At 46.4% G+C, this 13,331-nt stretch carries 13 protein-coding genes; 8 read left to right on the plus strand and 5 right to left on the minus strand.

All coding sequences use genetic code 11. The features are described 5' to 3' along the window. The first annotated feature begins 3 nt into the window (after positions 1 to 3). Together ahcY and metF are read left to right on the plus strand one after the other, a co-directional pair. On the plus strand, positions 4 to 1,317 hold the full coding sequence (gene ahcY / locus FERRO_RS03580) for an adenosylhomocysteinase (protein WP_056929481.1): 1,314 nt from the start codon (positions 4 to 6) through the stop codon (positions 1,315 to 1,317). A gap of 2 nt (positions 1,318 to 1,319) precedes the next feature. Then, positions 1,320 to 2,177 carry a methylenetetrahydrofolate reductase [NAD(P)H] gene (gene metF, locus FERRO_RS03585; protein ID WP_056929482.1) on the plus strand — a complete coding sequence of 286 codons (858 nt, stop codon included), beginning with the start codon at positions 1,320 to 1,322 and terminating at the stop codon, positions 2,175 to 2,177. A 9-nt stretch (positions 2,178 to 2,186) separates the two neighbouring features. Here metF and FERRO_RS03590 read toward each other — a convergent pair whose 3' ends face one another. Both FERRO_RS03590 and ttcA read right to left on the minus strand, forming a co-directional pair. Further along, positions 2,187 to 3,437: a pyridoxal-phosphate-dependent aminotransferase family protein gene (locus FERRO_RS03590; RefSeq protein ID WP_056929483.1), complete on the minus strand. Its 1,251-nt coding sequence runs from the start codon at positions 3,435 to 3,437 to the stop codon at positions 2,187 to 2,189. An 18-nt stretch (positions 3,438 to 3,455) separates the two neighbouring features. Further along, positions 3,456 to 4,385: a tRNA 2-thiocytidine(32) synthetase TtcA gene (gene ttcA / locus FERRO_RS03595; RefSeq protein WP_056929484.1), complete on the minus strand. Its 930-nt coding sequence runs from the start codon at positions 4,383 to 4,385 to the stop codon at positions 3,456 to 3,458. 12 nt (positions 4,386 to 4,397) lie between these two features. On the opposite strand from ttcA, the gene FERRO_RS03600 reads away from it, so the two are divergent. Beyond that, complete coding sequence (locus tag FERRO_RS03600) at positions 4,398 to 5,570, plus strand: class I SAM-dependent methyltransferase (RefSeq protein WP_160318093.1); 1,173 nt, start codon at positions 4,398 to 4,400, stop codon at positions 5,568 to 5,570. Here FERRO_RS03600 and FERRO_RS03605 read toward each other — a convergent pair. Continuing rightward, positions 5,567 to 6,697, minus strand: coding sequence for a CCA tRNA nucleotidyltransferase (locus FERRO_RS03605; RefSeq protein ID WP_056929486.1), 1,131 nt, complete (start codon positions 6,695 to 6,697; stop codon positions 5,567 to 5,569). The two genes, FERRO_RS03600 and FERRO_RS03605, sit on opposite strands and share 4 nt — an antisense overlap. After that, positions 6,697 to 8,646 (minus strand): lytic transglycosylase domain-containing protein, encoded by a 1,950-nt coding sequence (locus FERRO_RS03610; protein ID WP_056929487.1) that lies wholly within the window; start codon positions 8,644 to 8,646, stop codon positions 6,697 to 6,699. Before FERRO_RS03610 ends, FERRO_RS03605 begins: the two co-directional genes overlap by 1 nt. Before the next feature lie 107 nt (positions 8,647 to 8,753). On the opposite strand from FERRO_RS03610, the gene FERRO_RS03615 reads away from it, so the two are divergent. The 3 genes from FERRO_RS03615 to sucD all read left to right on the plus strand — a co-directional run bounded on the left by FERRO_RS03615 (position 8,754) and on the right by sucD (position 11,440). Next, a complete protein-coding gene (locus FERRO_RS03615) occupies positions 8,754 to 9,290 on the plus strand; it encodes a DUF2889 domain-containing protein (RefSeq protein WP_056929488.1) in 537 nt (178 codons plus the stop codon). Between the two features lie 106 nt (positions 9,291 to 9,396). Then, the gene (gene sucC, locus FERRO_RS03620) at positions 9,397 to 10,560 is read left to right on the plus strand and encodes an ADP-forming succinate--CoA ligase subunit beta (RefSeq protein ID WP_056929489.1); all 1,164 of its coding nucleotides are present in this window, start codon (positions 9,397 to 9,399) and stop codon (positions 10,558 to 10,560) included. Position 10,561: 1 nt separating this feature from the next. Further along, the gene (gene sucD / locus FERRO_RS03625; protein ID WP_056929490.1) at positions 10,562 to 11,440 is read left to right on the plus strand and encodes a succinate--CoA ligase subunit alpha; all 879 of its coding nucleotides are present in this window, start codon (positions 10,562 to 10,564) and stop codon (positions 11,438 to 11,440) included. On the opposite strand, the gene fur is transcribed toward sucD, so the two are convergent. Then, on the minus strand, positions 11,433 to 11,870 hold the full coding sequence (fur, locus tag FERRO_RS03630) for a ferric iron uptake transcriptional regulator (RefSeq protein ID WP_056929491.1): 438 nt from the start codon (positions 11,868 to 11,870) through the stop codon (positions 11,433 to 11,435). The two genes, sucD and fur, sit on opposite strands and share 8 nt — an antisense overlap. Positions 11,871 to 11,951: 81 nt before the next feature. Between fur and FERRO_RS03635 the strand changes: the two genes are divergently transcribed. After that, entirely contained in the window at positions 11,952 to 12,314 is a 363-nt protein-coding gene (locus FERRO_RS03635; protein WP_160318094.1) for an outer membrane protein assembly factor BamE, read from the plus strand. Beyond that, positions 12,311 to 13,156 (plus strand): 4-hydroxy-tetrahydrodipicolinate reductase, encoded by an 846-nt coding sequence (gene dapB, locus FERRO_RS03640; protein WP_056929493.1) that lies wholly within the window; start codon positions 12,311 to 12,313, stop codon positions 13,154 to 13,156. Before FERRO_RS03635 ends, dapB begins: the two co-directional genes overlap by 4 nt. Positions 13,157 to 13,331: the final 175 nt, after the last annotated feature.

Here is a 13,331-nt window from a genome sequence, read left to right on the forward strand (position 1 = left end):
CCAATGAGTGCCTTAGCCCAAACACAGAATGAAGCAGATTTTAAAGTGGCCGATATATCCCTTGCTGCCTGGGGTCGGAAAGAGATTTTAATTGCCGAGCGTGAAATGCCTGGCTTAATGGCTTTGCGTGAAGAGTATGCTGGTGTCAAGCCCCTTAAGGGCGCGCGTATTGCTGGTTGCTTACACATGACGATTCAAACCGCCGTATTAATTGAAACCTTGGTGGACTTGGGCGCTGATGTGCGCTGGAGTTCTTGCAACATTTTCTCTACCCAAGATCAAGCTGCCGCGGCCATAGCTGAAGTCGGTATTCCTGTGTTTGCATGGAAAGGAGAGACCGAGGAAGAGTTTTGGTGGTGTGTTGAGAAAACTATCTTTGGTCCCAATGGCTGGGTTCCCAATATGATTTTAGATGATGGTGGTGATTTAACCCTGGTGTTGCATGATAAATACCCTCATTTACTTGAAAATATTCGCGGCATTTCCGAAGAAACTACCACTGGAGTTCACCGCTTAAATGAGATGTTGAAAAAAGGTGAGTTAAAATGCCCCGCTTTTAACGTTAATGACTCCGTGACTAAATCTAAATTCGACAACTTGTATGGCTGTCGTGAATCCTTGCTAGATGGGATTAAACGCGCTACCGATGTGATGGTGGCCGGTAAAATTGCCTTGGTGGCGGGTTATGGGGATGTGGGTAAAGGTTGTGCTCAAGCCTTTAGAGGTATGGGGGCCACCGTATGGGTTACTGAAATTGATCCAATTTGTGCTCTGCAAGCTGCCATGGAAGGCTTTAGAGTTGTGACCATGGACGAGGCAGCACCCTTAGCAGACATTTTTGTGACCGCAACCGGAAATGTTCATGTAGTAACCCATGACCATCTACGTGCCATGAAGCATGATGCTATTGTGTGTAATATTGGGCATTTTGATTCGGAAATTGATATTGCCTCACTGCGTCAATATCAGTGGGAAAATATCAAGCCGCAGGTGGATCACGTGATTTTCCCAGAGGGGAAACGTATCATCGTGTTGGCTGAAGGTCGCTTAGTGAACTTGGGTTGTGCCACAGGTCACCCAAGCTTTGTCATGTCAGCCTCTTTCACGAATCAGGTCATGGCTCAAATTGAGCTGTGGAACAACCCTGGCAAGTATGAGGTGGGAGTTTATATTCTTCCTAAGCACTTGGATGAAAAAGTAGCGAGGTTACATCTTAAAAAAATTGGTGCTCATCTCACCACGTTAACCCAAGAGCAAGCTACTTATTTAAGTATTAGTCCACAGGGTCCTTTTAAACCTTTACATTATCGTTACTAATAGTGGAAAGTCAAAAGGGATTTGCCAAATTATTTAGCTTTGAATTCTTTCCGCCCAAAACAGCGGAAGGCGTTGAGAAGTTGCGTCATACTCAGCGTCAGTTGTCGCAGCTTCACCCTGCTTTCTTCTCCGTCACCTTTGGTGCGGGGGGGTCCACGCGTGAGGGAACCCTAGGTGCGGTATTGGATATTCTTAAGGCTGGTGACAGCGCAGCTCCCCACATCTCCTGTATCGGTAGTACCAAAGCTATGCTAAAGGATACCCTTGATCAGTACCTTGAGCATGGTATTCGTCATGTGGTGGCTTTGCGGGGTGACTTACCCTCTGGTACCTATGGCGGCGGAGATTTTCGTTATGCCAGTGAGTTAGTGCGTTTTATTCGCGAAGAGGTGAGTCAAGAGCTTATTATTGAGGTGGCCGCCTACCCCGAGACTCATCCTCAGGCGCGTTCGGCTCAGGAAGACTTAATTCACTTTAAAGAAAAAGTGGTGGCTGGAGCCAACGCGGCTATTACGCAATATTTCTATAATCCAGATGCTTATTTTGATTTTATCGAGCGCTGCGAACAACAACACATTACCATCCCTATTGTACCGGGGATAATGCCCATCGGAAATTTCAGTCAATTAAGTCGTTTTTCTGAAGCTTGTGGGGCAGAAATTCCGCGCTGGATACGTCAAAAAATGTTAGGTTACGGCGATGACAGTGCTTCCATTCGTGCGTTTGGCTTGGATGTTGTTACTCATCTTTGTGATACATTACTTAGTGCTGGAGCGCCAGGCTTACACTTTTATACAATGAATTCAGCCGGTCTCACCAGTGTTATCTGGGACCGGCTGCATTTATCAAGCTACCGCTAAAGTTTTTAATTAAGCGACTTTAATTTTTTTGCGTAGTGCTTCAGCTGCATGCTGTTCAGCATAGGACTGATGGGCTGCTGCTTCAGGATGTCCCAATTGAATGGGGTAACCCAAATCAAGCAATACAGAGCCTAGAGCCGATAAACAAAGCATAACATTCTCAGACTTGGCGGAGTAGCCCATTAAACCGAAACGCCATATTTTTCCGGCTAAGGGACCGAGTCCTGCGCCTATCTCAAGATTGAACTCATTTAAAAGAGTTTTACGAACGGTAGCCTCATCTATCCCCTCAGGGACTTTTACTGCATTCATTTGCGGCAGACGATGCTCTTCTTTAACTAAATATTCAAGTCCCATGGCTTCAATGCCCGCCTTGAAGGCCAAGTAATGGCGGTGATGTCTTGCCCAGGAATTCTCCAAGCCCTCTTCGCGAACCAGAAGGAGCGCTTCATGGAGTGCGTAAAGTCCATTGGTGGGGGCAGTGTGGTGATAGGTACGGTTCGTGTTACCCCAATAACCTAATACTAACTCTAAGTCCATAAACCAGCTTTGACTTTTCCCTTGGCGATTTTTAACCAGTTCCACTACCCGCTCACCGAAGGACACAGGGGATAATCCGGGTGTGCAAGAGAGACACTTTTGGCTCCCTGAGTAGATCGCGTCAATGTCCCAAGCATCCACAAACAGGGGTGCACCGGTGAGCTGAGTCACTGCATCAACGATAGTCAACGCACCGTAGCGATGAGCAATATCAACTAAGGTTTTAGCGTCAGACATACAGCCTGTGGAGGTTTCTGCTAATACAAAGGCCACTACTTTAGTATCGGGGTGTTGTTTGAGAGCGTCCTCTAATTTATTGGGATCAACGGGTTCTCCCCAAGTATCTTCCACTACTACAGGGACCCCACCACAGCGCTCTACGTTCTCAATCATGCGTCCGCCAAAGACTCCATTACGGCAGACAATGACTTTGTCTCCAGGCGCTACCATGTTGACAAAGCACATCTCCATGCCCACGGAGCCTGGCCCTGAAGCGGGGAAGGTAAGGGCATTGTCTGTTTGGTAAACGTAACGTAGCAGAGATTTTAATTCATCCATCATTTCCACAAAAATAGGATCTAAGTAGCCGATACAGGGCAAAGACATGGCGGCTAACACGCGCGGCGCTATTTCAGAAGGGCCGGGTCCCATCATGGTGCGTTGTGGCGGATAAAAAGAATTAATTTTTTTAGGGGGTAAATAAGCAATATTGGGGTTCATAACTCTCACTTCCTTAATCTAATCGTTTATTTTATCAGAATTAGGTATTCTCATGAAACGTATCCGTTTTTCTAGCTGTTCATTTAAACGAAATGCACCGCGTTCTAATTCCTGATCATCGAACAGAGTATCACCGTTTTCATCAACGCGTCCTGTAGCTTTGAGTGTCATGAAGTCAAAGAGGTTCCGATCATTCAAGTGGGAAGGACTCACCTGTTGTAATGCTTGGCTAATGCTCTCCAGGCGGCCTGGATGATCTTGCTCCATAGTTAGCAACCACTCTTTGAGATGTTGTCTTTTTAAGTTCATCTGTGAGCCACATAAATCACAAGGAATAATTGGAAATTGACGGTGTTTGGCGTAGCGTGCAATATCTTTTTCTCGGCTGTAGGCCAGAGGGCGAATAACCACATGGTGACCATCATCAGAGACCAGTTTGGCCGGCATTCCCTTCAAGCGCCCGCCATAGAATAAATTCAGGAAGAACGTTTGTAACATGTCGTCTTGATGGTGTCCTAAGACGATTTTAGTGGCCTTTAAGGCTTTGGCTGTTCGGTAGAGTACGCCTCGGCGCAGACGGGAGCATAGAGAGCAGGTGGTTTTTCCTAAGGGGATCTTTTCTTTCACCAAAGAGTAAGTGTCCGCTTCAATAATGCGATAGGCCACCCCTCGTTGTTCTAAATAATCAGGGAGAATATGCTCAGGAAAGCCGGGCTGTTTTTGGTCAAGATTGACCGCAATTAAATCAAATTTAACTGGCGATCTTTTTTGCATCTCAAGCAGTAAGTCGAATAAAGTATGAGAGTCTTTCCCGCCACTTAAACATACCATTAACCGATCGTTTTCTTCGATCATTTGGTAATCACTAATGGCCTTGCCCATTTGCGAGAGTAATCGTTCTCTTAAACGAATGATGGTGGCGGACAGTGGAATCTCTGAAAATGACATAGAATAATGCTTATGAATAAATTAACACCCTTTATTTTACCCCAGTCTATGCTCCCTAACGATAATCAGTTAGCCCATAGTGCACAATTACTTCATAGAACCCTACAGGTGATTCAAGATCATGGTGGTTGGATTGATTTTGCGACTTATATGAATCTTGCACTCTATGAGCCGCAACTGGGCTACTACGTAGCGGGCGCCACAAAATTAGGTGGCGCTGGAGATTTTGTCACTGCTCCGCAATTGGGGGACCTTTTTGCCAAAACCTTAGCGCGTAGCTTTTTACCTTATTTGGAAAAAATTGACCTAAACAGTAGAGCAATCTTAGAGTTAGGAGCGGGAACAGGTCAGCTTGCGGTAGATTTATTGCTGAGTCTTGAGGCCCAAACAATGCTACCACAACGCTATTTTATTTTAGAAGTGAGTCCTGAGTTGCAAGAGCGTCAACGCCAAACCATCGCCACTCTACCAAAACCCCTCGCTGAGAGGGTAGAGTGGCTTAGTCAATGGCCATCAAACTTAGATGGGATCATCATCGCTAATGAGGTATTAGATGCCTTTGCCGTACACCGCGTTGAGTTAAGAGAGGAAGGGTGGTGGCAGTGGGGGGTGGCTGCCGACGCAGGAGATTTGGTTGAAAAAGCGCGGCCTCTTAATAATCCAGCCTTAGTTAAGGTACTACCTTCTTTAAACCCGGAATTCTTACCTTATCTCACGGAGGTGAACCTGAGTGCCTTGGCTTTAATGGGCAATGTGGCGAGCAGTTTGAGGGAAGGAGCTGCTTATTTTGTTGATTATGGCTTTCCGGCACGTGAGTTCTATCACCCGCAACGCCATCAAGGAACTCTCATGTGCCATTACCGCCATCTGGCCCATACTAATCCACTACTTTTATTAGGCCTACAAGATATCACTAGCCACGTAGACTTTACCGCCCTCGCCAAGCGTGCTAGAGAAGAGGGTTTGGTAGTGATGGAATATGCAACGCAAGCCCAGTTTTTGCTTAAGCATGGCATTCTAGATGAGCTGACAAGCCCCACCCTAACCGTCAATGAAAATACCCTGCGCCAATCACAGCAGGTTAATTTATTAATGAGTCCCGCTGAGATGGGTGAGCTCTTTAAGGTATTAGTTTTAGGGCGTGGCACGGAGAACAGCCATGCCTTAATGCAATTGGGACTCTAGTAGAAGAATGCTTGATGTAAGGCTGCAATGCGTAATGCTCTGAGTAGAGCGATTTTTTGTGGCACACTCAAAGTGTTGTCGGTGGGTAGTTTCACCTGCTTGAGCAACGAGGCGGCCTGATAAAGCGGGTGCGAGGCAACCTCTGCCACAGTGTGTTGCTGAAGTAGTAACACTAACCTTAACGCCTCTTGATAGCGTTGCGCTCGACGAAGGCCATCGGCTTTCTCGACGAGAGAGAGGGTATGTTCTGCAGAGTGCGTAATAAGATCGAGCTTTTCTTGCGACAGGGTGTAGGCGAGAAGAGATAAGTCTTGACACTCTTTTGGGCACTTGAGTTGTTGAGCAATGCGCTCAATCATTGGCTTCTTAGAGTGGTCGGCGGCGAACAATGCCAGGAGCCAACCCGCATAGCGCTGACAAAGTGGGCTCTTTAGTGAGGCGAGTTGATCAAGAAAATCCAAAGAGCGCTGTTGATAATGGGGCCAACCCTCTATGATCGCGGGGAAGATTTTAAACAGAGCATCCGAGTTGTCTAATACGCGAAAAAACTCCGAAGGGGTCTCTTCCATAAGACCGCGTGCCATCTCTTGCCATACCCGTTCGGGTACTAAAGAGTCTAATTCGCCAGAGGCGCTCATCTGCTTCATTAAGGTGAGGGTTTCAGGGGCCACAGTAAACCCCAGGGAGGATTTAAAGCGAGCCGCAAAACGGGCTACTCGAAGAATACGCACAGGGTCTTCAATGAAGGCCTCGCTAACGTGACGCAGTGTCCGATTCTGGCAGTCCTGTATGCCACCATAGGGGTCAATGAGTCGTCCATCCAGTGAGCGTGCCATGGCATTGATAGTAAGATCCCGGCGGCGCAAATCTTCCTCAAGGGTGACATCGGGGCTTGTTTGCACAATAAAGCCCTTGTAGCCTCGCCCCAGTTTGCGTTCAGTACGAGCTAGCGCATACTCTTCGTGGGTCAAAGGATGAAGAAATACCGGAAAGTCGTTGCCCACGGGTTTAAACCCCTGCTCAACCATGTCATCAATGCTAGCGCCCACCACGACGTAATCACGATCTTGCACCTTGAGCCCCAATATTTCATCCCGTACCGCCCCGCCCACTTGGTAGATTTCCATTATGGTTCACCGCCGTGAATGGGTTGTAGGTTGGCTACCGTAGGCACTATACCAATACGCTCCTTTAGGGGAATATAGGGTTTATTTAATCGTTTGCTGTAAAGAACAGTGTTAGCCATGACTCTTTTTACATAATCCCGGGTTTCATTAAAAGGAATTGTTTCGATGAAAATAACGCCGTCCATGGGTGTGGGATTTAACCATTGCTTCACGCGTCTGGGGCCGGCATTGTAGCCTGCGGTGGCAAGAGCGGTAGTATTGAGCTGGTCTAGCAGGTGTTGTAAATAGTAGGTGCCAAGGTTAAGGTTGGTGGCTAGCTCAGTGGTCTGATCTGGTAAAAAGCGTTTAAGGGATAAATGCTTGGCAATCCAGCGCGCCGTAGGGGGCATGATTTGCATGAGACCCTGCGCCCCAGTTCTTGAGCGGGCTTGGGGGGCAAACAGACTTTCTTGGCGAATGAGTCCATAAACCCAGGCCTCATCAAGGTGGCGTTTTTTTACACTCTCCTCAAGCGTGCTGGCAAATGGGGTGGGGTAGCTTAAGTTTATGTCCTCCATGGGGCCTGCTTGACTGGCACTAAAAATAGCTCGATCAAACCACTGTAATTGATAGGCGATGTGCGCTGCGATCAAGTGTTGACGAGCATTAAAGGGTTGGTTAGCAAGATTCCACTCAAGTCTATCCATGGGTTTAATATTTAAGCGATGTAACCTTATGGCCCGTTGTAAGGTTGGCTCTAGCGTCGCGATTTCTTGTTTACTAACAGGCGGGATAGCTACTTTATGGGGTAACTCTAAATGCAATTCATCTTGCGTTAACAAACCATAAAAGTCCGATTCCTTAGCCAGTGCTTGGAGGATGGGTTGTGCTGTGGATTCTTGGTGTAAGTGGTTGAGTGATTGAGCTTTCCAGTATTGCCACATACGTAGTTTTTGTTCTTTTAAGGGCATGGAATCAATGACCTTAAGCACCTCTTGCCATTGCTCTTCTCTGAGGGCGGTGCGCACATGAGAGGCGCGGTAATCCTCTTGATCAATGCCAAGTTTAGCAAGATGAAACCAAGACAGGGCGTGGGGATCTAGTTTTAGAGCTCCTTGATAAGCAATTTCTGCCCATCCCCAATCACGCCCATTGGTATCCACTATCGAGGCGTGATTGTGCCACCAGTGTGAGGCTTCTATGGGATCTTCCTTGGCCAGAAGTTGTAGCGCGTGAAGAAGGAGTACAGTTTGTCCAGGATTAAGATGGGCGTAGCTTAACATATGACTAAGAAAGTGTTTGGGATCGCTATTGGCTTGCCGCCAGTCTCGTTCACGTAACTGCTCTGCTTTGGGTAGCGCCTCATTAATCAAACGCGAGCGTAGGTCTTGATGGTTATAAAGGGCCTCATTGAGAGATTGCCATAGTTCATGTTGGTCAACCGCCATTACACTGCGAAGTGGGCCGATTAACAGCGAACAAAAATGATTGTCAGGGTTTTCAAGCCATAATCGTTTGGCTTCCTGGACGAGTGCTGCGGAAGAGGAGTCGTTTAAGGTAAGGGAAAGTTTAGCGCATAGCAAGTTGACGTTATGCTGATCAGGTTCCTCTAGAGTAGCTAGAAAAAGAGCCTCTTGATGACTATTGTACAGGGCGTAAGCTAAGGCGTTATGCAGTGACTTGTAAAGCGGGCTATGTGGAAAATCCTTTTTGAATTGCCAGACCTGGTTGACAGTGGTAACCGCCCCTCCCTGATTGATTTTATCAACCAGATACCAGTAACGAGGATAATCAGCGAGTTCGTCATCCCCCAGTTCAGTGATCACTGATTGCAATACATTGAGTTGCTGTTGGAGATGAGCGTGATAGGCTCTAATTAATAGATTGTCAGGCAATGATAAATCGTTAGCACAGATCACGCGTGGTAATGTCAGTAACGATAGCCATAGAACAATCAGAAAAACTTTCAAGACTGACCTCTTTCTTCTTTTATACTTACCTTTGTAGCAAGTTGAAATAGTAACTTCAAGAGTATCATAGTGGAGTTCTTTGGAATTGTTTTTTTACGGGGTGACTTATGGTATCTGAAAAGTCCAGTGGACGAAAATTATTACACCGCAGAAGTATCGTGATTGAGGGGTATGAGAGAGAGGATGGTCATTACGACATTGAAGGACATTTGCTTGATATAAAAGGTTATGATTTCCCTGTTATGAACGGTATTCGTCAGACAGGAGAGCCGATTCACGATATGTTTCTTGGCATCACTATTGACGCAGAGATGACCATTGTTAACGCCTATGCAAAAACTGAGGCGAGGCCCTACCCCGGTTTTTGCGAATCCATTACTGATCATTACCAATCTCTCAAAGGATTAAGGATTGCTCCAGGTTTTACGAGAGCAGTTAAAGAGCGTTTTGGCGGCGTCAAAGGGTGCACTCATTTAACAGAGATGATTGGTGCCCTCGCCACCGTAGCCTTCCAAACCCGTTATGGCTCAGCTGAATCCCATTCTCCCAACAAACCTCCCCATTTAGATGGTTGCCATGCACTGGATACCACAGGGCCCGTGGTGGCTCAGTTTTATCCGCAGTGGCATGTGGCCAAAAAGTAAGAAAAAAGAGCGTTGAAAGCCTCTCTTTGTCGAGGCGTGATCTGATAAAATGAAAGTTTTAAGCTGGGCTTTTTTTGATTAACTTGTATACAAATAAGGGTAATCCATGAAAATTCATGAGTACCAAGCAAAAGAAATACTTCGCCAATACGGTGTTCCCACTCCTCGTGGTATTCCTTGTTTTAGTGTTGATGAGGCTGTTTTAGCTGGGCAAACCTTGGCTTCTCCCGTGGTGGTGGTCAAGGCACAAATTCATGCAGGGGGGAGAGGAAAGGGAGGGGGCGTAAAAGTTGCCAAGACGCCAACAGAGCTGCATACCTATGCTGAACAGATTTTTGGTATGAATTTAGTTACCCATCAAACTGATTCCCATGGGCAAAAGGTGCGTCGTCTCCTTATTGAAGAAGGGGCGGATATCAAAAAAGAGCTGTATGTCGGTATGGTGGTAGATCGCCAGTCTCAGCGCGTAGCGTTGATGGCCAGTCCTGAAGGGGGGATGGACATTGAAGAGGTTGCCGCACGTAACCCTGAAAAAATCATGACCATTTTTATTGATCCGGTCGAGGGTTTAACCTTGGATCAGTGTCTTGCGGTATCTAAATTTATTGGTATTGAGAGTGACCTATGGTCGCAATCAGCCCAACTGCTTCAAGGTCTCTATCAAGCGTTTGACGAAAAAGATGCCAGTTTAGCGGAAATTAACCCCGTGGTAGTCACAGGAGATAAACGGGTGTTGGCCCTGGATGCCAAAATGAATTTTGATAGTAATGCGCTCTATCGTCATCCTGAAATTGTAGGGCTTCGTGATCTTGATGAAGAGGATCCCAGTGAGATTGAGGCTTCTCGTTTTGATCTCTCCTATATTTCGCTTGATGGCAACATAGGATGCCTCGTCAATGGGGCAGGGCTCGCCATGGCCACCATGGATATAGTTAAGCTCTATGGGGGCAGTCCAGCCAACTTTCTTGATGTAGGTGGAGGGGCTACTACAGAAAAAGTTACCGAAGCCTTTAAATTAATGCTTAAAAACCCACATCTTGAGGCCATTTTGGTCAATATTTTTGGCGGCATTATGAAATGTGATGTGATTGCCACCGGTGTTGTTGAGGCGGCTAAGCAAGTGCATCTGTCTGTTCCCTTGGTGGTGCGTCTTGAGGGGACCAATGTGGAGTTAGGTAAGCAAATATTGGCCCAATCTGGATTACCCATTATTTCTGCAAACAATATGGCTGAAGCTGCTCAAAAAGTAGTTGACGCCGCAAGAGGTTGATATGTCAATACTGATCGATCGTAATACGCGTGTGCTCACCCAAGGCATTACTGGTAAAACAGGCATGTTCCACACCAAGATGTGTCAAGAGTACGCCTTCGGAAGAGAGTGTTTTGTGGCCGGAGTGACCCCTAAAAAAGGTGGCCAATTTTATGAAGCAATTCCTATTTTCGAGACAGTGAAAGAAGCTAAGGAGCAGACCGGAGCCACGGTATCAGTCATTTACGTGCCGCCTCCCTTTGCCGCTGCAGCCATTGATGAGGCAGTGGAAGCGCAGATGGATTTGGTGATTTGTATCACTGAGGGAATCCCGGTGCGTGACATGATTCGTACTCGTTATAATATGCAAGGTAAGAAAACCATCTTAATTGGTCCCAATTGCCCAGGGTTGATTACGCCAGAGGAAATCAAGATTGGTATTATGCCAGGGCATATTCATAAAAAAGGTCCCATTGGTGTTGTATCTCGTTCAGGAACGCTGACCTACGAGGCAGTGGGACAATTACGTGAATTAGGTTTAGGTCAATCCTCCTGCGTGGGCATTGGTGGTGATCCTGTGAATGGGATGAAGCATATTGATGTCATGAAACTCTTTAATGATGATCCCGCCACTGAAGCAGTGATTATGGTGGGGGAGATTGGTGGAGAGGATGAAGAATCCTGTGCCAGATGGATTAAGGACAACATGACGAAGCCTGTGGTTGGTTTTATTGCCGGGGTTACAGCTCCCCCAGGCAAACGCATGGGTCATGCCGGAGCGATTATATCGGGCGGACATGGGACGGCTCAGGAGAAGCTTTCTGTGATGGAAGAGTGTGGTATTAAAGTTACCCGTAACCCTGCTGAAATGGGGAAAACCCTGAAGTCTGTAATTAAATAGCGTGATTTGATTTACGCGGACAATTCTCACGAATGCAGTCCGCGTAAAGATGAAGGGAATGATCATGAATAACGAAGCCACGATCCTTGGCGACTTTGTTTTGTCTTTTTTCAATTTCAGGATCGTGAAATTCCTCCACGTGCCCGCATTGCATGCAGACTAAATGGTCATGATGTTCACCCCCATTGAGCTCATATACGGCGCGATTGCCTTCAAAATGGTGACGTACCAATAGACCTGCCTGTTCAAATTGAGTTAATACGCGATAGACTGTGGCTAAACCTATTTCCATGCCCTCTTGCAATAAACGGCGATAGATTTCTTCAGCACTCATATGGCGAACTTCTGAGTGTTCAAATAAGCTTAATATCTTGAGTCGCGGCAATGTAGCCTTAAGACCAATATCTTTTAAATTATGTGGATCACTCATGAGTCGTGTTTTAGTATCAAGATAAGGTATTATAGGCAAATTCTTGTCAATCTGTGGGTTATAGTTGAGGTTAAATTGCCTGTGGTTAAAATAAAGTGGATTAAAAATTGTTATTTACTGTGCTGGCTGTTGCTCTCTGCCTGTAGTTTACATCCCTATAAAATGGGTATACAGCAGGGCACGGCCATTAATACCAATATGGTGGAGAAGTTAAAATCTGGCATGACCAGAAATGAGGTCAGTCTCGTCTTAGGGACTCCCCTGTTGGCAGACCCTTTTCATGCCAATCAGTGGGACTATGTTTTTTATACCCGCGACAAGGGATTATTGAGTAAGCCCTATCATTTAACTGTTTACTTTAAGCATGATCGGCTGGACCACTTTATTAATGATTACCCCCCTGAAAAAGCGGTGGAATATCAAGATGCGGAGATTGTGAAATGAGTATTCGGGTAGCTATTGCCGGCAGTACTGGCAGAATGGGTAGGGTGTTGATTGATGAAGTATTAACTGATGCTTCCTTAACATTAAGCGCTGCTCTTGAGCGCCCGGAGCATATCTTAATTGGCCGCGATCCTGGGGATTGGTCCGGTGTGAGTACTACGATTCAAATTAGTGCAGCGAGCCGCAAGAGTTTAGAATCCACTCAAGTGCTCATTGATTTTACCCGCCCTAAAGCAACCTTGCGGCATCTAGAGTTATGCCGGGATTTAAACATCCCTATGGTCATTGGTACCACGGGTTTTAGTCCTGATGAGCGTGAAACTATTTTTAAGGCATCAGAGACTATAGCGATTATGATGGCGCCTAATATGAGTGTAGGGGTTAACGTAACGCTATCTTTACTGGATTTGGCGGCGCGCCTATTAACCGAGGGTTTTGATGTGGAAATTACCGAGGCCCATCATCGTCATAAAGTAGATGCTCCTTCAGGAACCGCTTTGCGATTGGGTGAGGTGGTCGCTCATGCGCGTGGGGTCAAACTCGCGGATGTCGCCTTGTATGGTCGCGAAGGGATAATGGGTGAGCGTCACCCCGACACTATTGGTTTTGCAACCTTGCGCGGTGGTGATGTGGTGGGCGATCACACGGTCTCTTTTTTAGGGGATGGGGAGAGAGTAGAGATTACTCATAAAGCCAGTGGTCGGGATACCTTTGCTAAGGGAGCAATCAAGGCGGCGAAGTTTTTACAGGGGAAAAATGCTGGATTGTATGACATGGAAGATGTGTTAGGTTTAAAGCCCTTGCATCACCTACTCAGTGAGTTTAAGGGGCGTGATAAGTAATTGTTTGAACTCTCATAGCCCATAGGACAAAAAGCTTTAGTATGGACTGCCCGTTTCGTTACTAACTGTCCTTGAAAGATAATTAAAACCGGACAAATCATTGGCTATCAAACCCGGATAAAAGCACTTGTTCTCTACACTCCCCCCACATCATCTTGATTTGATTGACCTAATC

This window comes from Ferrovum sp. JA12, assembly GCF_001431705.1.
In the GTDB taxonomy this organism is placed as follows: Bacteria; Pseudomonadota; Gammaproteobacteria; order Burkholderiales; family Ferrovaceae; genus PN-J185.

Coding starts and splice junctions, on each gene's coding strand:
- FERRO_RS03600 (WP_160318093.1), top strand. CDS start 4,398: ATGAATAAATTAACACCCTTTATTTTACCCCAGTCTATGCTCCCTAAC.
- FERRO_RS03590 (WP_056929483.1), bottom strand. CDS start 3,437: ATGAACCCCAATATTGCTTATTTACCCCCTAAAAAAATTAATTCTTTT.
- FERRO_RS03615 (WP_056929488.1), top strand. CDS start 8,754: ATGGTATCTGAAAAGTCCAGTGGACGAAAATTATTACACCGCAGAAGT.
- ahcY (WP_056929481.1), top strand. CDS start 4: ATGAGTGCCTTAGCCCAAACACAGAATGAAGCAGATTTTAAAGTGGCC.
- dapB (WP_056929493.1), top strand. CDS start 12,311: ATGAGTATTCGGGTAGCTATTGCCGGCAGTACTGGCAGAATGGGTAGG.
- FERRO_RS03605 (WP_056929486.1), bottom strand. CDS start 6,697: ATGGAAATCTACCAAGTGGGCGGGGCGGTACGGGATGAAATATTGGGG.
- ttcA (WP_056929484.1), bottom strand. CDS start 4,385: ATGTCATTTTCAGAGATTCCACTGTCCGCCACCATCATTCGTTTAAGA.
- sucD (WP_056929490.1), top strand. CDS start 10,562: ATGTCAATACTGATCGATCGTAATACGCGTGTGCTCACCCAAGGCATT.
- fur (WP_056929491.1), bottom strand. CDS start 11,870: ATGAGTGATCCACATAATTTAAAAGATATTGGTCTTAAGGCTACATTG.
- sucC (WP_056929489.1), top strand. CDS start 9,397: ATGAAAATTCATGAGTACCAAGCAAAAGAAATACTTCGCCAATACGGT.